Source organism: Pseudomonas sp. S2_A10 (assembly GCF_054668465.1).
Window position 1 is genome coordinate 4031331 of record NZ_CP162773.1, and the last position, 22051, is coordinate 4053381.

Below are 22051 nucleotides of genomic sequence, written 5' to 3' on the forward strand. Positions count from 1 at the left end.
TGCGGCCCCACGCATAAGGATCGAGCAATGAGTGCGCCACGGCTGAGCAATACCAATCTGTATCTGCAACGTTTGGGTTTCGATGCGCCGCCGCCACCGACGCTGGATACGTTGCGTCAGTTGCAACTGCGCCATACCGCCGAATTTGTTTTCGAAAATCTGGCTACGATCATGGGTGAACCGGTGTCGATCGACCTGGACTCCATCGAAAGCAAGGTGCTGCAGCAAGGGCGGGGCGGCTACTGCTATGAGCTCAATCATTTGTTTTATGCGCTTTTGCTTGAACTGGGATTTGAGGCGCGCGGCATCAGCGGGCGCGTGGTGATGAATCAACCGGAAGGCAGCTGGACGGCGCGCACCCATCGTTTGAGCCTGGTCACCATCGACGGCACTCGCTATATCGCCGACGTCGGCTTTGGCGGCATGGTGCCCACCGCGCCGCTTTTGCTCGACAGCGAACATGAACAACCCACCCCACACGAACCCTATTGCATCGACAAGCGAACCGATGGCTACCTGCTGCGCGCCAAGGTCGCAGGTGAATGGCGGCCGATGTACCTGTTTGATCTGCAGCGCCAGGAAGACATCGATTACACCGTCGGCAACTGGTACGTCTCGACGCATCCCGAGTCACCTTTTGCCCAGCGCCTGATGCTGGCGCGCACCGGCGCTGGTTGGCGCAAAACCCTGAACAACGGCAGTTTTGCCATTCATCACATGGGCGCGGACAGTGAGCGGCGCGAGGTGGCGGATGTCGACGAGCTGATGAAATTGCTGCGGCGTGAGTTTGATCTTCAAGTGCCTGATTCACCGCGTGTGCGGCAAGCGCTGGCTCGGGTCATCGCGCCAGCCTCCATCTAAGGCTTTACATCAGGCTCCAATACGCGACGGATCTCCCCGATTGCCGCTGAAAGAGCGCGACTGCACCGTCGGTCGCCTTGAACACTTCAGCCTGGTGGGCACTGGCGCGGACGCAGCGGGGATGTGTTGCCGAATTTGTTGGGGCAAGAAGCGCAGACTAGAAGGTTGGATGGCTACCTAACCATTATGTGACTGACAAGTTGTATACAACTCTATGGACATTTGTCCTGAGTATTGAATACAGTGTGCGCATAACAAAAACCAGGGAACCCCCCACCATGAAAACGCCCCATGTTTCACACCAACGGCCCGAGGACGAAAACCTCGGGGTCGGCGCGAATATGGCTTACGGCCTGCAACACGTTCTGACCATGTACGGCGGTATCGTTGCGGTGCCACTGATCATTGGCCAGGCGGCGGGTCTGTCGCCGGCGGACATTGGTCTGTTGATTGCTGCTTCATTGTTTGCGGGGGGGCTGGCGACGTTGCTGCAAACCCTGGGTCTGCCGTTTTTTGGCTGTCAGCTGCCGCTGGTCCAAGGCGTATCGTTCTCCGGCGTGGCGACCATGGTCGCGATCGTCAGCAGTGGCGGGGAGGGCGGTTTCCAATCGGTGCTGGGCGCGGTGATTGCCGCCTCGTTGATCGGCTTGCTGATCACGCCAGTGTTTTCGCGCATCACCAAGTTCTTTCCGCCGCTGGTCACCGGCATTGTGATCACCACCATCGGCCTGACGCTGATGCCAGTGGCCGCACGCTGGGCGATGGGCGGCAACAGCCACGCGCCGGACTTCGGCAGCATGCAGAACATCGGTCTGGCGGCGGTGACGCTGGTGCTGGTGTTGCTGCTGAGCAAGGTTGGCAGCGCGACCATTTCTCGGCTGTCGATTCTGCTGGCCATGGTCATCGGCACGGTGCTGGCGGTGTTCCTCGGCATGGCGGATTTCTCCAGTGTCACCACCGGCCCCATGTTCGGCTTCCCGACACCGTTCCACTTCGGCATGCCGACCTTCCATTTCGCCGCGATCCTGTCGATGTGCATTGTGGTCATGGTGACGCTGGTGGAAACCTCGGCAGACATCCTTGCCGTGGGCGAAATCATTGACACCAAGGTAGATTCCAAACGCTTGGGCAACGGCCTGCGCGCCGACATGCTGTCGAGCATGTTTGCGCCGATCTTCGGTTCGTTTACGCAAAGTGCTTTCGCGCAAAACGTCGGCCTGGTGGCGGTGACCGGGATCAAGAGCCGATTCGTGGTGGCCACCGGCGGTCTGTTTCTCGTCGTCCTCGGGCTGCTGCCGTTCATGGGCCGGGTGATTGCCGCCGTGCCGACTTCTGTCCTCGGCGGCGCAGGGATCGTGCTGTTCGGCACCGTGGCGGCGAGTGGCATTCGCACGTTGTCGAAGGTGGACTACCGCAACAACGTCAACCTGATCATCGTCGCCACTTCGATCGGTTTCGGCATGATCCCGATCGCAGCGCCGAACTTCTACGATCACTTCCCGAGCTGGTTCGCGACGATTTTCCATTCGGGCATCAGTTCATCGGCAATCATGGCGATCCTGCTCAATCTGGCCTTCAACCACTTCACGACCGGCAACTCGGATCAACAGTCGGTGTTCGCCGCAGCCGAAGAGCGCACGCTGCGTTATCGCGATCTCGCCGCGCTGCGTGAAGGCGATTACTTCAGTGACGGCAAGCTGCATGATTGCGATGGCAAGGAAGTGCCGGTGATCGAGCCGGATGACCATGATCATGGCCACGGCGCGCCGAAGGTGCAGGTGAAAAGCAGCGAACATGTCTGACCGCTGCGTCTGAAACAGGAAAGGCCGATATGCCCAAACAGATCGGCCTTTTGGTATTTTTAATGCGCCTACAAAAAAGCCCCTGAACCTTGCGATTCAGGGGCTTTGCTATTTGGCTCCACAACCTGGACTCGAACCAGGGACCCAGTGATTAACAGTCACTTGCTCTACCAACTGAGCTATTGCGGAATTGGTGCGTATGTTACTGATTCAAAAAGAGAAGTCAAGCGTCGCCTGGCGATTTATGTGATTCAGCGGGACGGACGGCATTTTGTCAGCGATTGACGGTTACCAGAAAGACTTCAGAGGTCTACCATGGCAGCCCGGAAGTGGTCACACGCGCTACCGGCCATTCGCCGCAAAGGTACGCGCCATGATTCAAATCACTCGCAACACCGAGGTGCTCGCATGAGCACCGCACAGATCAGCCTGCCCAAAGGGATCGGCCCGCACGCCGAAAAACTCTTCGATGCAATCACCGGCGCCAGTACCGCCGAAGAATTGAACCGCGCCGGCGGCAAGGCCGAAGGTTTCGTCCTCGGTCTCGAAAGCAGCAAGGCCATCAAAAGCCAGGTCGCCGAATCGCTGTATGTGATTTACGACGATGCCGCCACCCAGCGCTCGGCTGAACTGGCTTAACTGCCGAAAGTAATCGTGCCGAGCATCAGCTTGGCATAGGCCGCTGTCGCCGCCAGTTGCACCAGCCACAGGGCCAGGCCACCGAGGAATACCCCGGTGGCGACTTGCAGCACCAGGCTCTTTTCACGCTTGGCCGGAGCGCGCGGGATGAAATCATCCAGGTCGTCACGGTCGGCGCGCAGGTTGTCGTTTTTCATGTGGGTTCTCGCAAGGTTCCGGGTTCGGCTCATGTCCTGTGGGAGCGAGCCTGCTCGCGAAAGCGTCTTGTCAGATGACATAACATCAACTGGTCGACCGCATTCGCGAGCAGGCTCGCTCCCACAGATTTGAATTGTGTGCAGTCTAGAGGTTGCAAGGCGTTTCCAGAGACAAATAAAAACGGGAAGCCCAAAGGCTTCCCGTTTTTCATCGCGCGGCGAAATCAGATGACCTGAACGATCGCGTCCGTCACAGCCTTGATGTTGCTCTGGTTCAGCGCAGCCACGCAGATGCGGCCGGTGTCCAGGGCGTAGATGCCGAACTCGTTGCGCAGGCGATGCACTTGTTCAGTGGTCAGGCCGGAGTAGGAGAACATGCCGCGCTGACGACCAACGAAGCTGAAATCGCGGCCCGGGGCTTTTTCCGCCAGCAGGGCAACCATCTGCTCGCGCATGCCGCGAATGCGCAGGCGCATCTCGGCCAGCTCGGCTTCCCACTGTGCGCGCAGTTCCGGGCTGTTCAGCACCGCAGCAACAATGCTGGCGCCATGGGTCGGCGGGTTGGAGTAGTTGGTGCGGATCACGCGCTTGACCTGCGACAGCACGCGCGCGCTTTCTTCTTTCGATTCGCTGATGATCGACAGTGCGCCAACGCGTTCGCCGTACAGCGAGAACGATTTGGAGAACGAGCTCGAGACGAAGAAGGTCAGGCCGGATTCGGCGAACAGGCGCACAGCGGCGGCGTCTTCATCGATGCCGTCGCCGAAACCCTGGTAAGCCATGTCGAGGAACGGCACGTGACCTTTGGCCTTGACCACTTCCAGTACCTTGTTCCAGTCCGCCGGGGTCAGGTCGACGCCGGTCGGGTTGTGGCAGCAAGCATGCAGGACAACGATCGAGCCGTTCGGCAGGGCGTTGAGGTCGTCGAGCATGCCGGCGCGGTTCACGTCGTGGGTGGCAGCGTCGTAGTAACGATAGTTCTGCACCGGGAAACCAGCGGTCTCGAACAGCGCGCGGTGGTTTTCCCAGCTCGGGTCGCTGATCGCCACGACGGCGTTCGGCAGCAGTTGCTTGAGGAAGTCGGCACCGATCTTCAGCGCGCCGGTCCCGCCGACGGCCTGAGTGGTGATGACGCGACCGGCGCTGATCAGCGGCGAGTCGTTGCCGAACAGCAGTTTCTGCACGGCCTGGTCGTAGGCAGCGATGCCATCGATCGGCAGGTAACCGCGCGAAGCGTGTTGCGCGACGCGAATCGTCTCGGCTTCGATCACCGCGCGCAGCAGTGGAATTCGCCCCTCTTCGTTGCAGTACACGCCTACGCCCAGGTTGACCTTGGTGGTCCGGGTATCGGCGTTGAATGCTTCGTTGAGGCCCAGGATTGGATCGCGGGGTGCCATTTCGACAGCGGAGAACAGGCTCATTATTACGGCGGCTCTGAATGGAGAGTGGAGGGACGTGTAGCGCTCCAGCCGAATGCACTAGAGCGGTGCACAAACGGGGAGCTAGTATAGAGGCCATCACCGCGCAATGGCGACAGGCGAATCGGCTTTTGGGGTAAGTTTTTCCGATTATTTCTGGACCGTTAGTCGATTGACTTTGTCAGACTCTTTACCGGATGTAGGACGTTTGCCTTGAAAGGTCAGGCAATCGCCACCACATTCAGCACAATCCAGGTTTTTTCTTGCGCGACATCGGTCGTTTGCGGTCGTCCTCGTGGTGCTCCGTCTGACGCGGAGCGCCGCGAATCCAGAGGTGTGTATGTCGGAATTCCAGCTAGTCACCCGCTTCGAGCCTGCCGGCGATCAGCCGGAAGCCATTCGCCAATTGGTTGAGGGCATTGACGCCGGGCTGGCGCACCAGACATTGCTCGGTGTGACCGGCTCGGGCAAGACCTTCAGCATTGCCAACGTCATCTCGCAGGTACAGCGGCCAACGCTGGTGCTGGCGCCGAACAAGACCCTGGCCGCGCAGTTGTACGGTGAGTTCAAGGCGTTCTTCCCCAACAACGCCGTTGAATACTTCGTTTCCTATTACGACTACTACCAGCCCGAAGCCTATGTGCCGTCGTCCGACACCTTCATCGAGAAGGACGCGTCGATCAACGACCACATCGAGCAGATGCGACTGTCCGCGACGAAAGCGTTGCTGGAGCGCAAGGACGCGATCATCGTCACCACGGTGTCGTGCATCTATGGTCTGGGCAGCCCGGAAACCTATCTGAAAATGGTCTTGCACGTGGATCGCGGCGACAAGCTCGATCAGCGCGCGCTCCTGCGGCGCCTGGCTGACCTGCAATACACCCGCAACGACATGGATTTTGCCCGGGCGACGTTCCGCGTGCGCGGTGATGTGATCGATATCTTCCCGGCGGAATCCGATCTGGAAGCGATCCGCATTGAGCTTTTCGACGACGAGGTCGAGAGCATTTCCGCGTTTGATCCGCTGACCGGCGAAGTCATCCGCAAGATGCCGCGCTTCACTTTCTATCCGAAGAGCCACTACGTGACGCCTCGGGAAACCCTGCTCGACGCCATCGAAGGCATCAAGGTCGAATTGCAGGAGCGCCTCGAATACCTGCGCAGTAACAACAAACTGGTGGAGGCCCAGCGCCTGGAGCAGCGCACCCGTTTCGACCTCGAGATGATCCTCGAACTGGGTTACTGCAACGGCATCGAAAACTACTCGCGCTACCTTTCCGGGCGTCCATCCGGCGCGGCGCCACCCACGCTTTACGACTATCTGCCTGCCGACGCCTTGCTGGTGATCGACGAATCCCACGTCAGCGTGCCGCAGGTCGGCGCGATGTATAAGGGCGACCGTTCGCGCAAGGAAACGCTGGTGGAGTACGGCTTCCGCCTGCCTTCGGCGCTGGACAACCGGCCAATGCGTTTCGACGAGTGGGAAGGGGTCAGCCCGCAGACCATTTTCGTTTCGGCGACCCCCGGCAACTATGAAGCCGAGCACGCCGGGCGCGTGGTCGAACAAGTGGTGCGGCCGACCGGCCTGGTCGACCCGCAGGTTGAAGTGCGGCCGGCACTGACTCAGGTCGATGACTTGCTCTCGGAAATCACCAAGCGCGTGGCGATCGAAGAACGTGTGCTGGTCACCACGCTGACCAAGCGCATGGCCGAAGACCTGACCGATTACCTCGCCGACCACGGCGTGCGCGTGCGTTATCTGCACTCGGACATCGATACCGTCGAGCGCGTCGAGATCATCCGCGATTTGCGCCTCGGCGTGTTCGATGTGCTGGTCGGGATCAACCTGCTGCGTGAAGGCCTCGACATGCCGGAAGTGTCGCTGGTGGCGATTCTCGATGCTGACAAGGAAGGCTTCCTGCGTTCCGAGCGCTCGCTGATCCAGACCATCGGCCGCGCGGCGCGTAACCTCAATGGCCGGGCGATTCTCTACGCCGATCGCATGACCGGTTCGATGGAGCGGGCGATTGGCGAGACCGAGCGCCGTCGCGAGAAGCAGATCGCTTTCAACCTTGAGAACGGCATCACCCCGAAAGGTGTGATCAAGGACGTCGCCGACATCATGGAAGGCGCCACCGTACCGGGCTCGCGCAGCAAGAAGCGCAAAGGCATGGCCAAGGCCGCCGAAGAGAACGCCAAGTACGAGGCCGAGCTGCGCTCGCCAAGCGAAATCACCAAACGCATCCGCGCGCTGGAAGAGAAGATGTACCAATTGGCGCGGGATCTGGAGTTTGAAGCGGCGGCGCAGATGCGTGACGAGATTGCCAAACTGCGCGAACGATTGCTTACGGTTTAAGGGATCGTTCCCTGTAAGAGCGAGCCTGCTCGCGAATGGCCTTCACACCATCCGAAGGGCTTAGGGCATCTGGCTTAAATACCCTGCCCGCTGGAGCGGGGCGGGTGTCGCCTGTTACCATTCGCCGCTTGATTGTTCTGCTCTTCATTTTTTCGAGACAAGCCATGACCACCGTCCGCACTCGCATCGCGCCATCGCCTACCGGGGACCCCCACGTAGGTACCGCTTACATCGCATTGTTCAACTACTGCTTTGCCAAGCAGCATGGCGGTGAGTTCATCCTGCGCATCGAAGACACCGATCAGTTGCGTTCGACCCGCGAGTCCGAACAGCAGATCTTCGACGCCCTGCGCTGGCTCGGCATCGACTGGAGCGAAGGCCCGGACGTCGGCGGCCCGCACGGCCCGTATCGGCAGAGCGAGCGCGGCGACATCTACCAGAAGTACTGCCAGCAACTGGTCGACATGGGGCATGCGTTCCCGTGCTTCTGCACTGCTGAAGAACTCGATCAGATGCGCGCCGAGCAAATGGCTCGTGGCGAAACTCCGCGCTACGACGGCCGCGCGCTGCTGCTGTCGAAGGAAGAAGTCGCGGCGCGCTTGGCCGCTGGCGAACCGCACGTGATCCGCATGAAGGTGCCGAGCGAAGGCGTCTGCGTGGTGCCGGACATACTGCGTGGCGACGTCGAGATCCCGTGGGATCGCATGGACATGCAGGTGCTGATGAAGACCGACGGCCTGCCGACGTACTTCCTCGCCAACGTGGTCGACGATCACCTGATGGGCATCACCCACGTGCTGCGTGGCGAAGAATGGCTGCCATCGGCACCGAAACTGATTTTGCTGTACGAATACTTCGGCTGGGAACAACCGGAGCTGTGCTACATGCCGCTGCTGCGTAACCCGGACAAGAGCAAGCTGTCCAAGCGCAAGAACCCGACCTCGGTGACGTTCTACGAGCGCATGGGCTTCATGCCGGAAGCGATGCTCAACTACCTCGGGCGCATGGGCTGGTCGATGCCGGACGAGCGCGAGAAGTTCTCGCTGCAGGAAATGGTCGACAACTTCGACCTCAAGCGCGTTTCCCTCGGCGGGCCGATCTTCGATATCGAGAAGCTGTCGTGGCTCAATGGCCAGTGGCTGCGCGATCTGCCGGTGGAAGAGTTTGCCGCCCGCGTGCAGAAGTGGGCGTTCAATTCCGACTATATGATGAAAATCGCGCCGCACGTTCAGGGCCGTGTTGAAACGTTCAGCCAGGTCGCACCGCTGGCGGGGTTCTTCTTTGCCGGCGGCGTGAATCCGGATGCCAAGCTGTTTGAGTCGAAAAAGCTCTCCGGCGATCAGGTTCGCCAGTTGATGCAATTGATCCTGTGGAAACTGGAAAGCCTGCGGCAGTGGGAGAAGGACAGCATCACCGCGACGATCCAGGCGGTGGTCGAATCCCTCGAGCTGAAACTGCGCGATGCGATGCCGTTGATGTTTGCTGCGATCACCGGGCAGGCGAGTTCGGTGTCGGTGCTCGATGCGATGGAAATCCTCGGCCCGGATCTCACCCGTTTCCGTCTGCGCCAGGCGATTGACCTGCTGGGCGGCGTGTCGAAGAAAGAAAACAAGGAATGGGAAAAGCTCTTGGGCGCCATCGCCTGATTGCTTTTGCTTCTTTGCAGGACTGCCGAAGGCTGCGATCTTTTGATCCTGCCTTCGGCGTTTCTCCCGAATTTACGGGGGAGGGCGGTAAGTGATTGTTATCCCGGCAAAAAATTTTGAAATTTTTCAAAAATAAGTTTGACAGGCTTTCGATACGCCCTTAAGATTCGCCCCGTCCTCAGCGATGAGGGGCTATAGCTCAGCTGGGAGAGCGCTTGCATGGCATGCAAGAGGTCGACGGTTCGATCCCGTCTAGCTCCACCAATTTACACTTCGAGGTCTGGCCACACCGGCCTTGAAGCGATCAACACTCAGCGTTGATCAGTTGTATAGAAGGGTTTGCGTCCCCTTCGTCTAGTGGCCTAGGACACCGCCCTTTCACGGCGGTAACAGGGGTTCGAGTCCCCTAGGGGACGCCAGTTTTACAGAAGTGATGTTGCAAGAGATCACTCCGCCGCGAGGCGAAAAATCCGGGGCTATAGCTCAGCTGGGAGAGCGCCTGCATGGCATGCAGGAGGTCAGCGGTTCGATCCCGCTTAGCTCCACCAATTTTACAGTTCAAGGTCTGGCCACACCGGCCTTGAATCGATCAGCTCTCAGCACTGATCAGTTGTATAGAAGGGTTTGTGTCCCCTTCGTCTAGTGGCCTAGGACACCGCCCTTTCACGGCGGTAACAGGGGTTCGAGTCCCCTAGGGGACGCCACGATTACCCGCTCTGCGGGATTTTATAAGGGTCATTCAATTATTGAATGGCCCTTTTGTTTGTCTGGCGTTTGGCCAACTCTCCTTTTTCCTTACACTGTGCTTCAGACCAGCGGTCATATTCATGACTTGCGGAATATTATTATGCGAATAATATTCTAGTCGTAATATTCGGAGGCAACGATGAACGATAAAAAAGCTCAAACCCGCGAACGCATCCTCAAGGCTGCCAGCGCCGCATTGATTCAACGCGGCCCGGCAGACCCGAGCGTGGGTGAAGTGATGGGCGCCGCCGGGCTGACTGTCGGCGGCTTCTATGCGCACTTCGAAAGCAAGGACGCGATGATGCTCGAGGCGTTCAAACAGCTGCTGGGCCGCCGTCGCGACCTGATTGCCGACATGGACGCCGATCTGACCGGCGAAGAGCGTCGCGCTTTGGTGGCTGCGTTCTACCTGTCACGCAAACACCGGGATTCCAGCGAGGCCGCATGCCCGATCCCGGCCTCGATTGGGGAGCTGGGGCGTTTGCCAGAGTCGTTCCGCATTGCGCTGAACGAGCATTTGGAATTGATGGTCGCGCAACTGGCGGCCAGCCCTGAAGACACCGACAAGGCTTTGGCCGATGTCGCGTTGATGGTCGGTGGTCTGGCCTTGGCCAGAGCGCTGGGTCCGGGAGATTTATCCGATCGATTGCTGCGCGCCGCCAAGTCGGCGGTGCGTTGACCTGAAGGCAACAAGCCTGAGGAGAGTGCGATGAACGCGTTGAAGTGGGTTCGTGGCGTTAACGGTACCTTGGGCTGGTTTGCACCGAGACTGGTGGCAAGCAAAATGCGTCTGGCGTTCATGACGCCCCGCGCGCTACCGCTGCGCGATTGGGAGCTGCCGCTGTTGGCCAGCTCCGAACGCATCACATTGCGCTTCGGCCTGTCGGCGCTGCGCTGGGGCCAAGGTCCTGCAGTGTTGCTGATGCATGGCTGGGAAGGGCGGCCAACGCAATTCGCCTCGCTGATAAACGCTTTGGTTGATGCCGGCTATACCGTCGTCGCGCTCGATGGCCCGGCACACGGTCGCTCCCCTGGGCGAGAAGCCAATGTAGTGCTGTTCGCCCGCGCCATGCTTGAAGCCGCTGCCGAATTGCCGCCGCTGCAAGCGGTTATCGGCCATTCCATGGGCGGCGCCAGCGCGATGCTCGCCGTGCAATTGGGGCTGCGCACCGAAACCCTGGTCAGCATCGCCGCACCGTCACGGATTCTTGGCGTGCTGCGCGGTTTCGCGCGAATGGTCGGCATGCCGCCGCGCGCGCGTTCGGCGTTTATTCGTCAGGTCGAGCAGGACGTCGGCATGCGCGCCGCAACGCTGGACGTGGCCCACTATCAACTGGATATGCCCGGCCTGATCGTCCATGCCGAGGACGACAATTTTGTCTCGGTCAAAGAATCGCAATTGATTCACGAAGCCTGGTTCGACAGCCGCCTGCTGCGCCTCGAAAGCGGCGGCCATCAACGCGTGCTGGCCGACCCTCGAGTGATTGATGGCGTGTTATCACTGCTCGCCGGTCGCAGTCTTCAGGCGCGCCAATCGGCCTGAGCTCCGTTACACTGCCCCGGTTGAATACTTTGACCGGGAGTGGAGCATGGGCTGGGATCGGGCAACGCCGTTTACCATTGATCTGCAAGTAGGCGCCGAAGACATCGACGGGCTCGGGCACGCCAATAATGCGGTGTACGTCACCTGGCTCGAGCGCTGCGCCTGGCGCCATTCGCAGCGCCTCGGCCTGGACCTGGTCGAATACCGGCGTCTGGACCGAGCAATGGCCGTTGTCCGCCACGAAATCGATTATCTGGCCGCCGCCTATGAAGGCGATGAACTGCAACTGGCGACCTGGATCGTCGATTGGGATCAGCGCCTGAAAATGACCCGGCATTTCCAGCTCAAACGCCCCAGCGACAACGCCACCCTGTTGCGCGCGCAGACCACATTTGTCTGCATCGAGCTGTCGACCGGCAAGCCCAAGCGTATGCCGGCGGAATTTATCGAAGGCTATGGCCCGGCGATCCAGATTGCAGAAGCCATGTGAATCTCACCCTGTGGGAGCGACCTGCTCGCGAAAGCGTCAGGTCAGTCACGCATGCATGAGCTGACAGACCGTCTTCGCGAGCAGGCTCGCTCCCACAGAGATATGTGTTGTTCTGCGGATTTGTGCGATATCCAGTAAACTGCCGCACGTTTTTTCTTCAAGTAGTGTTTCCCCATGCAAATTGCTCTGGCGCCCATGGAAGGGTTGGTCGACGACATCCTGCGCGACGTGTTGACCCGCGTTGGCGGCATCGATTGGTGCGTGACCGAGTTCATTCGGGTCAACGACCAGTTGCTCACGCCGGCCTATTTCCACAAGTTCGGCCCCGAGCTGCTCAACGGCGCTCGCACCGCGTCCGGCGTACCGCTGCGCGTGCAATTGCTCGGTTCCGATCCGGTGTGCCTGGCGGAAAACGCGGCGTTGGCCTGCGAGCTTGGCTCGGAAGTGATCGACCTCAACTTCGGCTGCCCGGCCAAGACCGTCAACAAATCCCGTGGCGGCGCCGTGCTGCTCAAGGAGCCGGAGCTGCTCAACCAGATCGTCGAGCATGTCCGTCGCGCCGTCCCGGCGCACATCCCGGTCACCGCGAAAATGCGCCTGGGTTTCGACAGCCCGGACGGCTCGCTGGTCTGCGCCACGGCACTGGCCGAAGGCGGGGCAGAGCACATCGTCGTACACGCGCGGACGAAAATGGACGGCTACAAACCGCCGGCGCATTGGGAGTGGATCCCGCGTGTGCAGGATGTGGTCAAGGTCCCGGTCTTCGCCAACGGAGACATCTGGAGCGTCGAAGACTGGCGCCGTTGCCGCGAAATCAGCGGCGTCGAAGACATCATGCTCGGTCGGGGCGTGGTCTCCCGCCCGGATCTCGCTCGGCAGATCGCTGCCGCTCGCGCTGGTGAAGAGGTCGTCGAGATGACCTGGGCCGAGCTGATGCCGCTGATTCAGGACTTCTGGCTGCAGGCCAAGGCGCAGATGACCGCGCGCCAATCGCCCGGTCGCCTCAAGCAATGGCTGGCCATGTTGACGCGCAACTACCCGGAAGCCGCCGAGCTTTTCACTGTTCTGCGTCGCGAAACCGAGCCGGATCAAGTCTCGCGCTTGCTCGGATTGCCGCTCGTCGAAGCCGCATAAAAAATCTCAAAATATTCTCTTGAAATCAAAACAGCGGTCCCTATCTAAGGGTTACGCGATGCCGAATTCGGGTCGCGGAGACACAAAACCTTGCTGATTGTTTTCAGGAGATTTGAATCATGAGTACTGCATTTTCTCTCGCGCCACTGTTCCGTTCCTCGGTAGGTTTCGACCGTTTCAACGACCTGTTCGAAACCGCCCTGCGTAACGAGCCAGGCAGCAGCTACCCACCCTACAACGTCGAAAAACACGGTGATGATCAATACCGTATCGTCGTCGCGGCCGCCGGTTTCCAGGAAGAAGACCTGGACCTGCAAGTGGAGAAGGGTGTGCTGACCATCAGTGGCGGCAAGCGTGACACTGACGAAAGCGTCACGTTCTTGCATCAAGGCATCGCCCAGCGAGCCTTCAAGCTGTCGTTCCGTCTGGCCGATCACATCGAGATCAAGGACGCTGCGCTGCGCAACGGCCTGCTGAGCATCGACCTGCTCCGTGTGATCCCGGAAGAAGCGAAAGCCAAGCGCATCCCGATCAATGGAGCGCAGCAGCCGGCGTTGCAGCATTGATTCATGTGCTGACACACAATCGCCCGAATCGGCGATAAGCCGCTGAACGAAAGGCCCCGATACGTCGGGGCCTTTTTTGTGCGCGCAAAGAAAGCCGACGCAACGTTTGCTGCTGGCTTTGTGGCTCTTTACAATCCGCGCCATCAAGGCCAGCCCCCCCTTAATTCCCGCTGGCCCCGGAGCCTTTGTTCATGGACGAAATGGAACAGCGCTGGCTATACGCGCTTTCTGCGCCTTTGGTCGCCCTCAATCCCGACGCCGATTACACCGCACCCACCTATTGCTTTGACCTCAAACATGTCGATGTCGAAGGTGGTTGGGGCATCACTACGCGCGAACAGCTGTTGGACATGCTGCGTACTGCCGATGACGGCCACGCTACGCAGTTGAACGAAGCCTATCGGCAGTGGCAGAGGTGTCTGCCGTCCGAATGGCAGGCCTTGCTCGCAACACTCGACACTCGCCAGCGAGCTTTCTACGAATTCGCCAGTCGCACATTTGGCGAGTGCGGTTCAGGTGGCATCCGTGCCTGGGACCTTGGTCGCATGGGTTTTCTGCTGCGTTCTGCAGTGCTGCACGGCTGGATTGATCTCACCGAAAGCCTTTGGCTGCATGGTCGCATGGCGGCACGCGCGCGCTACTACTACGACAGTTGGACGAGCTACCTTAACGGCTTTGTCTTCGGCAAAGCCTTCTGGCATTGCTTGGGCAACAAGGATGAAGAGCTGGAGCACGAATATGACCGGCAAGGCGATTACATAGGCACCACCGTGGTCATCAGAAAGCTTGATCGTGATGCGCGCGCGCTGTTCGCACAATTGCCTTGGGACATGCCCTTGTATCCACCCGAGCGGCCTGATTCGCTAGGGGAGTTCGACTGGTCATGAGCTGCTGGATTCGCTTGGGTATCGAGCCCACCAAAGACAACGACGTCATTCGCGGCGCCTATCGCGCACGCTTGCCGCAGCACCATCCGGAAACCGATCCGGAAGGTTTTCAGGCGCTGCGTGAGGCTTATGAGCTGGCATTACGCTTTGCCCGCGAGGAAGCCGTGGAGCCGGATCAACCGGTTGCCGATGAGATCAGTCCTGCCGATCAGACGATGGCCGACTTTGAAGCATTGCTGCTTGATCCAGCGCGTCGCTTCCAACCGGTGGCCTGGCAGGCATTCAACCTTGAGCTGGACCGCCTGCCGCTGGAGGTGCTGGACGAAGTTTGCTGGCCATTGCTGCGCGAGTTGCTCGACGCCGGCCCGATTTCCCATGTCTGCGCCCGTTTGTTGGCCCAGCGCCTGGGCTGGGCGAGCCGCATGCTGGATCTGGATTTCGACAACGCACGGCATGTCGACGAGTTTTTGCAGCGGATCAGCGCGGCGGATCCGTTCGACACCTCGTTGATGAGCCATTGGCCCGCTGTCGCGCAGTTGGAAACTCTCTGGTATGTGCGAACCCTGAATCACCTGCACCGAGAGGCGTCGCTCGACGACTACCGTCATTTCGCCGGCCTGCACACTTGCATCCCCCTGCCTGCTGATGACGGGTTATTGCAACGCCTGGCCATACAGTTCAGTCAGGCTGATATCGCCAACAAAGACTTTCTCGACATTATCAGCGAGCAGCATCGGCTTGCGCCTGAAGATGTCGACTGGCTGTATCTGTTGGCCTGTCAGCGCAGTGCGCTGGGAATGGAAGAGTTGGCACTGCAGGCATGGGTGCGGCTCTGGCGCGAACATCAGCATCCGAAAGCGGCGACGTGGTTACTGGCGTTGTGCGCGCGACATCAGCCTCAGCGCCTGCCGCTGCTGATTCAGGCCTTTGATCGTCTGGAAAACTTCCGCGACTGGTCCGAGGATCTAGGTGATGTCACTCAAGAGTACGGCAGTCCATCACAGCGCCCGGAAACACTCGGGCGTTGGTTCAGGGCCAAGCAGCTCGAGTTGCAGGACATTGCCGGTGCATTTGTCGAATGGCGTGTCAGTGGTGACGAGTTGCCGTTGTTGGCGGCGCTGATCATTGACAGTGATGACCGTCCGTTGCAAACGCTCTACCAGCATGCCTGGGCTTTGCACCGTGGTGATGTGCCATTGCTGCGACGCATCATGCAGGCATCCGAGCCGGGGGATGTGCTCGATCAACTGGTGCTGGAAGGCTTGCAGTATCAGGCCGGGCAGCAGATCTGCTGGTTGACCCGAGCGCCGATTCCTCAGGCCCTGGAAGCGTTTCTGGCCAGCGACTCGGCATCGACACTGCCGTCGGCGCTGGAAAAGGGCGAACCGCTTGAGCTCAGTCTGCTGTGGATGCGCCGTTTGCGTGCTTACGACGCCCGATCGCTGGCGCGGCTTGCCGAAGCGTTCAGTCTCGACAAGCGTGACGAACGGCTTGCGGGGCTCAAGTTGCAAGCGCAACTGGCCGCGCAAGGCATGCTGCTTCCGGCGGTCGATAGCTACTCTGATGTCTGGGAATGGCATCGTCAGGCGATTTACCTGCTGGCCACCCTCGACGATCCGACGCGTTGGCTGGGCGCGCAATCGGGACACTGCGTCGACGCCATGAGCATTGCGCGTGAACACCCCTTGGCCCGTTTGCAGCCGCTGCTCTGTCGCCTGAGTCGCGAGCAGGGCAGCGCCAGTGGCCTGCTCGGCTGGCTGCAAGCGGCGGATCCGGTGCACTCGCTGCTCGCGCGCAAGTTGTTCAGTGTGCATGAGGCGCTCGATAGCACTCGGCTGTTGGGTAATGACCGTTTGTTCGAGTGCATGCGCAGCGACATCGTCAGCTTCAACGAAGATTTGCTCGGGCGCATGCTCTTGGGTGGAGTCCTTTACCACGATCCGTTGCTCACTGCGCAACAGCGTAAATACCTGCTGGAAAGTATCACCGAGGTGGTCAATCCACAGGACTGGTTCGACGGCTTCCGTCACAGTCTGATCAAGGGTGAGCCTGTTCACCCGCCCCGTGAGGCTCTCGCGGAGGAGGGTGTCAGCGACGCCTTTTACCTGGCGCTGGATGTGCTGAAGGATCTGGTGCGTTTTGGCAATCTGGGCTTGCCAAGGCAGAAGGTTCTGTTACGCATGCAGCGGGCCAAGGATGACTCGGAAAATGGACTCGGTTTGCGCTTCGCATTCAGTGCATTGCTGTCGTGGTCTGAGCGTTTGCTGTTAGCCAAGGCAACGACCCGTCCAACCCCCGCCGCTGCGTTCTGGAGCCTGGGTACCCGGCTGGGGCGCGGGGCGTTTATCTGGCAGGTCATTGGCGCGTTGCTGGTGACGCCCGTGGCGGCGTTGCTCAGCGGTACGCCCGTATCCGGCATCGTCGTGTTGCTACTGGGCCTGGCGTTTCTGCTCGGTGCGGTCCTGCGCCGTTTGCATGACATGGGGCGGGGCATTCCGATGTTGTTGATTTTGGTAATGCTGTCGCCGGTATTGCCGTTTCTGCCGCTGATACTGTTCGGTTTTCCCGGAGAGAAGCTGCCCAATCGTTATGGCGTGCCACCGGACAGTGGCGGTGAAGATACCTTGTCCGGTGGTTTGCAGGCGACCTTACGGCGACTTATCGGCTAGAGGCGTAACTCATCCAGAACCTTGTTGAGTTGTGAGCGGTGGCTGGCGATTTCTTCCGATCGCTGGTCGCCCAGCACCGTGGTGAAACTGTCCAGCCAGTCGGCAATCCGCTGGCGTTCTTCGCCCAGACTTTGCGTCCACGCCCGTTCCAGTCGAGCCAGCAGGGTTCGATTGGGCAGAGTGTCGCGGGGGTGAATTTTCAGCGTACTCAAGCGTTCATGACTGGTTTGCCGCGATTGCGCATCGAGTCCGGTCGGGCTGCGGTCAATGCTGTGGCTGTGGCGTTCGCCCGTCCTTGGCAGGGTGACGTCAACTTCGAGCAAACCGTTGATGTCATAACTGAACCGCACATCCAGCGCCTGGATATCATCGCTCGGCGTCAGCGTGACATCGAAAGCATCGATAAAAATGTTGTCGCGTACCCACGGACGTTCGCCCTGATAGACCGCAATACGGATGACTTCCTGTCGTGGAGATGTCGTGTGGTAACGCTCCACCCTTGAGGTCGGGATGATGGTGTTGCGCTCGATGATCGGCGAGAACGCGCCACTGACGCCTTCGCCACGATTAGTCGAAATCCCCAGCGTATACGGACAGACATCCGTCAGAATCAATTCCTCGACCGCACCGTCCCGCGCCATGCATGCCGCCTGCGTCGCCGCCCCCAGCGCCACGATAGTGTCTGGATCAAGATGCCGATAAGGCAGGCGTCCAAACAACGTGGCGACCATTTGCTGTACCGCCGGCATGCGCGTGGCGCCACCGACCAGCACCAGGCTGTCGAGGTCGCGCGGTTTCAGTCGGGCATCGCGCAGAGCCTGTTCGATTGGCGCGCGCAAGCGGGCCAGCAACGGCTCCCATATTTTCACTGCAGCGGCTTCATCCAGTTCCCATTCGAATGTCTGCTCGGCATGCCGCCAGCTCAACTGCTGCGCGCCTTCGCCGAGTTTGCATTTCAGCTGTTCGAGGGCATCACCGAGGCTGGCCATGGCTTGTGCATCGATCGTTGAGGGGGTGAGTTGCCAGTGTTTCAGGCAGGCCTGCAACAGGGCGGCGGTAAAGTCTTCGCCGCCAAGAAAGTTGTCGCCAGTGGAGGCGTGCACTTCGATCAGCGGCAATGCGTATTCGAGCACGGTGACGTCGAACGTGCCGCCGCCGAGATCGAATATCAGCGTGCGTTCGAACTTCTGTTCGTGCAGGCCGTACGCCATGGCGGCAGCGGTCGGTTCATTGATCAGGCGCGTCACGGACAGCCCGGCCAGTTCGGCGGCGAACAAGGTGCGCTTGCGCTGCTCGTCACTGAAATATGCCGGTACGGAAATGACCGCTTCCGTGACCGCCTGGCCGAGAAAGGCTTCCGCGTCTTGCTTGAGTGAGCCAAGTACCAGCGCCGACAACTCTTCCGGGCTGAACTGGCGAGAGCCGAGCTGGATTTGCCTGTCGCTGCCCATGAAGCGCTTGAACGCGGCGGCAGTGCGTTCCGGGTGCGTGGTCAGGCGGGCGCGGGCGGCTTTGCCGACCAGAATCGTGTCGTCTTCATCAAGGCTGACCACCGACGGTGTCAGCACATCGCCGAGGGCGTTGCGGATCAGTTCGGCGCGGCCTTCACGCCAGACGGCGATCAGGCTGTTGGTGGTGCCAAGGTCGATGCCCAGCAGGGCCGGGCGAGGAAGGGATGCATCCTGCATGGTTGATCTCGAAGCGGCGCAAAAAACGCGACCCTACAGGCTGAGGCAAAGCGTGGCAATTGTTGCTCTGTTGCCAGTCTGTGCAGCGGCCGGTTCAGGGCAGCAGTTTTTTCAGATCCTCCAACCCCACCGGCCGGCTATGCAGATAGCCCTGATACAAATGGCATTCCAGCCCCTGTAAAAATGCCAGTTGCGCGGGCGTCTCCACGCCTTCGGCAATGACTTCCAGCTCAAGGCTGCGCGCCATCGCGACAATTGCGCGAATGATCTCCGCGACATTGGAGTCAGTGGTTGCATCGCGGATGAACGACTGGTCGATCTTCAGGGTGTCTACCGGTAGCCGCTTCAAATACGTCAGCGATGAATAACCGGTGCCGAAATCGTCCATGGCGAAGCTCACGCCGAGCTTTTTCAGGCGGCGCATTTTGCTGATGGTGTCTTCCAGATTCTGAATGACTATGCCTTCGGTGATTTCCAGTTTCAGTAGCGAGCAGGGCAGGCCGTGGCTGGTCATGCTGTGTTCGATGCGTTCGACGAAATCGTTCTGGCGGAACTGCCTCGGGCTGATGTTCACGCACAGGCTGAAGTTCAGCGGGTCAACGAGTTTCAACGCGATCAATTGTTTGAAGGCGTTACAGGCTTCATCGAGGATCCAGGTGCCGACTTCGAGAATCAGGCCGCTATCTTCCAGCACCTTGATGAACTCGGTGGGCGATTGCGCACCAAGTTCGGGATGGTTCCAGCGCACCAGGGCTTCGGCGCCGATGATGCGGTTGTCGCGGGCATCGACCTGTGGCTGAAAATGCACGTTGAACTCGCCGCGCGACAGCGCCAGGCGGAGGTCGGTCTCCATGCGCAGGCGTTCGCTGGCCGCTTTCTGCATGGTGTTGTGATACATCTGCGTGGTGTTGCGCCCGGAATCCTTGGCCCGGTACAGCGCGATGTCGGCGCGTTTGAGCAGGTCGGTCGGGGTCGAGCCGTGATCGGGAATCAGCGCCACGCCAATGCTCGGCGTCACTTGCAGGCGCTGGCCATCGAGGAACATCGGCTCCGAAAGCAATTCGCGAATGGTGTCGGCCAGCGCGCGCACTTGTTCGCTGACTTCACTGCGCGAACCTTCGAGGCCGCTGAGCAACACCACGAACTCATCGCCACCGAGGCGAGCTACCGTGTCTTCCATGCGCACGCTGGCTTCGAGCCGCGCGGTGATGATTTTCAGCACGGTGTCGCCGACCGGGTGACCGAGGGAATCGTTGATGTGCTTGAAGTGGTCGAGGTCGAGAAACAGCAAGGCGCCGCGCAGATTGTGGCGCTTGAGCAGGGCGATCTGCTGACTCAGGCGATCCATCAGCAGGGCGCGGTTGGGCAGGTTGGTCAGCGGGTCGTGATAGGCCAGGTGACGAATCTGCGCTTCGGCGTTCTTCAACAGGCTGACATCGCGCGCGGTCAGCAGCAGGCACGCGGTTTCATTGAGGGTGATCGGCTCGACCGAGACTTCCACCGTGAGCAATTCGCCGCGCTTGTTGCGCCCGAGCATTTCCTGATGATGCACGCGGCCCTTGATCTGTAACTCGGCGAGTAAGGTCGAGCGCTGTTTCTCTTCGGCCCAGATCCCCACCTGATAAACGGTTTTGCCCACTACTTCGTCGGCGCGGTAACCGGTGAGGCGACAGAAACCGTCGTTGACCTCCAGATAACGCCCGGTGTCGCGTTCGGTGATGGTGATCGCGTCTGGACTTGAGTGAAACGCCTTGGCGAACTTTTCTTCGCTAGCCTTCAGCGCTGCTTCCGAGCGTTGTTGCTGAGTAATGTCGCGCAGGGTGGTGACGATGCACGGCTGATCGCCGACGCTGATCTGCCGGCTGGAAATCACGCAGGTCAGCGACTGGCCGTCCTTGTGCTGGACGAGAATGGCCACGTTGCTCAGGCCTTGTTCGCGAATCACCCGTTCGATGCGTTGCAGGCTTTTCGCCGAGGCGTCCCACAGACCGATTTCCTCGGCGGTGTGGCCAATCACATCGGCGGCGCTCCAGCCAAAGGTCTGGCTGAAGCTCGAATTGATTTCGATGAATTCCCCGGTTTCCTGGCGCGTCACGCAGATCGGATCGGGGCTGACCTGAAACAGCGTGGCGAATTTCTCTTCCGAGGCTACCAGCCGCTGCTCGCGCTCGACCTGATCGGTGATGTCCAGCAACGTGCCGGCCATGCGCAGCGGCGCGCCGTTGTCGTCGCGATAGAGACGCGCGCGGCTTTCCAGATAGCGCGAGCTGCCGTCGGGCAATTGCACGCGATAGGTCAGTTGATAATTGCCGGCGGGGCCTTCGCGCAGGCTGCGGTAGGCGTCGCGCATGCTGTCGCGCTCCTCGCCCGGCACGCCTTCGAAAAACTCCTCGAATGATTCATGGAATGGAATCGGCTCCAGCCCGTGCAATTGCGCAGCGCGCGCCGATCCGTAGAGCATGCCGCTGGGGATGTGCCAGTCCCAGGTGCCGAGTTGCGCCGAGTCCAGCGCCAGGTCGAGGCGTTCCTGGCTGTCCTTCAAGGCCAGTTCGGCGGCTTTGCGTTCGGTGGTGTCGAGGAAGGTGCTGAGCAGATAGGGCTGACCTTCGAGCTCGACCTTCTGCGCGCTGAGGATGCCGTCGTGCACTTGGCCATTGCTGGCGCGAAACTGCACTTCCATGCTGATCAGCTCGCCCTTGGCTTTGGTTTTCTTCACCAGTTCGGCGCGTTGCTCGGGATGCACCCACAGGCCCAGTTCCAGGGTGGTGCGGCCGATTGCGCTTTGCACCGGCCAGCCGAACAGGCTTTCGAAATACTGGTTGGCCTCGCTGATCAGACCGTCATCCTGACGGGTCAGCAGAACCATGTTCGGGCACAGGTGGAAAAGTGTCGCGAAACGTTTCTCCGAGCTGCTCAGGGCCTGCTCGCGCTGGCGTTGGTGGGTGATTTCGCGAATCACCCCGATCATTCGGGGCCGGCCGTTCTTGTCTGGCAGCAGGCTGCCGCTGATCTCCAGCCAGTGCAGGCTGCCGTCGGGCCAGCGAATGCGGTGATGCATCGCCTGCTCCAGAGGGGCGCCGGCGATCACCGCGTGGAAAGCACGCACGGTTTTCGCACGGTCTTCCGGCGGCAACAGGTCGAGGTATTCCAGGTCGGCAGGTAATGGCTGCCGTGGATCGAAACCGAACAATGCCTGAGTGCCCCGCGACCAGCTGATCTGCCCGCGCTCGATGTCCCAATACCAGGCACCGAGCCGCGCGCCGTTGAGCGCGGCGAGCAATTGCGGCGCGCTTTCCCAGCTCTGCTCGGAATGGCGCGGATCGACAGCCTGGATTCGCGGCATCGGCGGAGTTCGGTCAACAGATTTCGGCATTGTCAGCGGGCCTTGAGCTGAGTGGCGTGAGGCAC

The 22051-nt window shown here is 60.1% G+C and carries 16 protein-coding genes and 5 tRNA genes; 16 read left to right on the top strand and 5 right to left on the bottom strand.

Going from position 1 to position 22051, the window contains the following annotated elements:
* The first annotated feature begins 27 nt into the window (after positions 1-27).
* Together AB4N41_RS18050 and AB4N41_RS18055 are read left to right on the top strand one after the other, a co-directional pair.
* The gene (locus AB4N41_RS18050) at positions 28-861 is read left to right on the top strand and encodes an arylamine N-acetyltransferase family protein (protein WP_252877806.1); all 834 of its coding nucleotides are present in this window, start codon (positions 28-30) and stop codon (positions 859-861) included.
* A gap of 278 nt (positions 862-1139) precedes the next feature.
* A complete protein-coding gene (locus AB4N41_RS18055; protein ID WP_024012376.1) occupies positions 1140-2663 on the top strand; it encodes a nucleobase:cation symporter-2 family protein in 1524 nt (507 codons plus the stop codon).
* Between the two features lie 113 nt (positions 2664-2776).
* On the opposite strand, the gene AB4N41_RS18060 is transcribed toward AB4N41_RS18055, so the two are convergent.
* A tRNA-Asn gene (locus AB4N41_RS18060) sits at positions 2777-2852 on the bottom strand.
* Positions 2853-3071: 219 nt separating this feature from the next.
* On the opposite strand from AB4N41_RS18060, the gene AB4N41_RS18065 reads away from it, so the two are divergent.
* The gene (locus AB4N41_RS18065; protein ID WP_024012377.1) at positions 3072-3302 is read left to right on the top strand and encodes a hypothetical protein; all 231 of its coding nucleotides are present in this window, start codon (positions 3072-3074) and stop codon (positions 3300-3302) included.
* On the opposite strand, the gene AB4N41_RS18070 is transcribed toward AB4N41_RS18065, so the two are convergent.
* The gene (locus AB4N41_RS18070; RefSeq protein ID WP_016773917.1) at positions 3299-3499 is read right to left on the bottom strand and encodes a hypothetical protein; all 201 of its coding nucleotides are present in this window, start codon (positions 3497-3499) and stop codon (positions 3299-3301) included. The genes AB4N41_RS18065 and AB4N41_RS18070 overlap by 4 nt on opposite strands.
* Positions 3500-3723: 224 nt before the next feature.
* A complete protein-coding gene (locus tag AB4N41_RS18075; protein WP_016773918.1) occupies positions 3724-4920 on the bottom strand; it encodes an amino acid aminotransferase in 1197 nt (398 codons plus the stop codon).
* A gap of 337 nt (positions 4921-5257) precedes the next feature.
* Between AB4N41_RS18075 and uvrB the strand changes: the two genes are divergently transcribed.
* The 13 genes from uvrB (at position 5258) to AB4N41_RS18140 (ending at position 16955) form a co-directional block, all read left to right on the top strand.
* Positions 5258-7273: an excinuclease ABC subunit UvrB gene (gene uvrB, locus AB4N41_RS18080; protein ID WP_016773919.1), complete on the top strand. Its 2016-nt coding sequence runs from the start codon at positions 5258-5260 to the stop codon at positions 7271-7273.
* A 164-nt stretch (positions 7274-7437) separates the two neighbouring features.
* A complete protein-coding gene (gene gltX / locus AB4N41_RS18085; protein WP_150635761.1) occupies positions 7438-8919 on the top strand; it encodes a glutamate--tRNA ligase in 1482 nt (493 codons plus the stop codon).
* A gap of 188 nt (positions 8920-9107) precedes the next feature.
* A tRNA-Ala gene (locus AB4N41_RS18090) sits at positions 9108-9183 on the top strand.
* Positions 9184-9262: 79 nt separating this feature from the next.
* Positions 9263-9338: transfer RNA gene (locus tag AB4N41_RS18095), tRNA-Glu, on the top strand.
* A gap of 53 nt (positions 9339-9391) precedes the next feature.
* A tRNA-Ala gene (locus AB4N41_RS18100) sits at positions 9392-9467 on the top strand.
* Between the two features lie 80 nt (positions 9468-9547).
* A tRNA-Glu gene (locus AB4N41_RS18105) sits at positions 9548-9623 on the top strand.
* Positions 9624-9805: 182 nt separating this feature from the next.
* Positions 9806-10345: a TetR/AcrR family transcriptional regulator gene (locus AB4N41_RS18110; protein ID WP_041478525.1), complete on the top strand. Its 540-nt coding sequence runs from the start codon at positions 9806-9808 to the stop codon at positions 10343-10345.
* Positions 10346-10375: 30 nt separating this feature from the next.
* On the top strand, positions 10376-11209 hold the full coding sequence (locus AB4N41_RS18115; RefSeq protein WP_150635760.1) for an alpha/beta fold hydrolase: 834 nt from the start codon (positions 10376-10378) through the stop codon (positions 11207-11209).
* 46 nt (positions 11210-11255) lie between these two features.
* Positions 11256-11699, top strand: a complete 444-nt coding sequence (locus tag AB4N41_RS18120; RefSeq protein WP_016773923.1) for an acyl-CoA thioesterase — start codon at positions 11256-11258, stop codon at positions 11697-11699.
* A 174-nt stretch (positions 11700-11873) separates the two neighbouring features.
* A complete protein-coding gene (locus tag AB4N41_RS18125; protein WP_252877807.1) occupies positions 11874-12833 on the top strand; it encodes a tRNA dihydrouridine synthase in 960 nt (319 codons plus the stop codon).
* Between the two features lie 119 nt (positions 12834-12952).
* A complete protein-coding gene (locus tag AB4N41_RS18130; RefSeq protein ID WP_016773925.1) occupies positions 12953-13399 on the top strand; it encodes an Hsp20 family protein in 447 nt (148 codons plus the stop codon).
* Between the two features lie 191 nt (positions 13400-13590).
* Positions 13591-14286 carry a DUF1266 domain-containing protein gene (locus tag AB4N41_RS18135; RefSeq protein ID WP_056784370.1) on the top strand — a complete coding sequence of 232 codons (696 nt, stop codon included), beginning with the start codon at positions 13591-13593 and terminating at the stop codon, positions 14284-14286.
* Positions 14283-16955, top strand: a complete 2673-nt coding sequence (locus tag AB4N41_RS18140; protein ID WP_252877808.1) for a DUF805 domain-containing protein — start codon at positions 14283-14285, stop codon at positions 16953-16955. Before AB4N41_RS18135 ends, AB4N41_RS18140 begins: the two co-directional genes overlap by 4 nt.
* Here AB4N41_RS18140 and AB4N41_RS18145 read toward each other — a convergent pair.
* Both AB4N41_RS18145 and AB4N41_RS18150 read right to left on the bottom strand, forming a co-directional pair.
* The gene (locus AB4N41_RS18145) at positions 16952-18643 is read right to left on the bottom strand and encodes a molecular chaperone HscC (protein ID WP_252877809.1); all 1692 of its coding nucleotides are present in this window, start codon (positions 18641-18643) and stop codon (positions 16952-16954) included. The two genes, AB4N41_RS18140 and AB4N41_RS18145, sit on opposite strands and share 4 nt — an antisense overlap.
* 94 nt (positions 18644-18737) lie before the next feature.
* Positions 18738-22016: a PAS domain S-box protein gene (locus AB4N41_RS18150; RefSeq protein ID WP_024012383.1), complete on the bottom strand. Its 3279-nt coding sequence runs from the start codon at positions 22014-22016 to the stop codon at positions 18738-18740.
* Positions 22017-22051 lie beyond the last annotated feature (35 nt).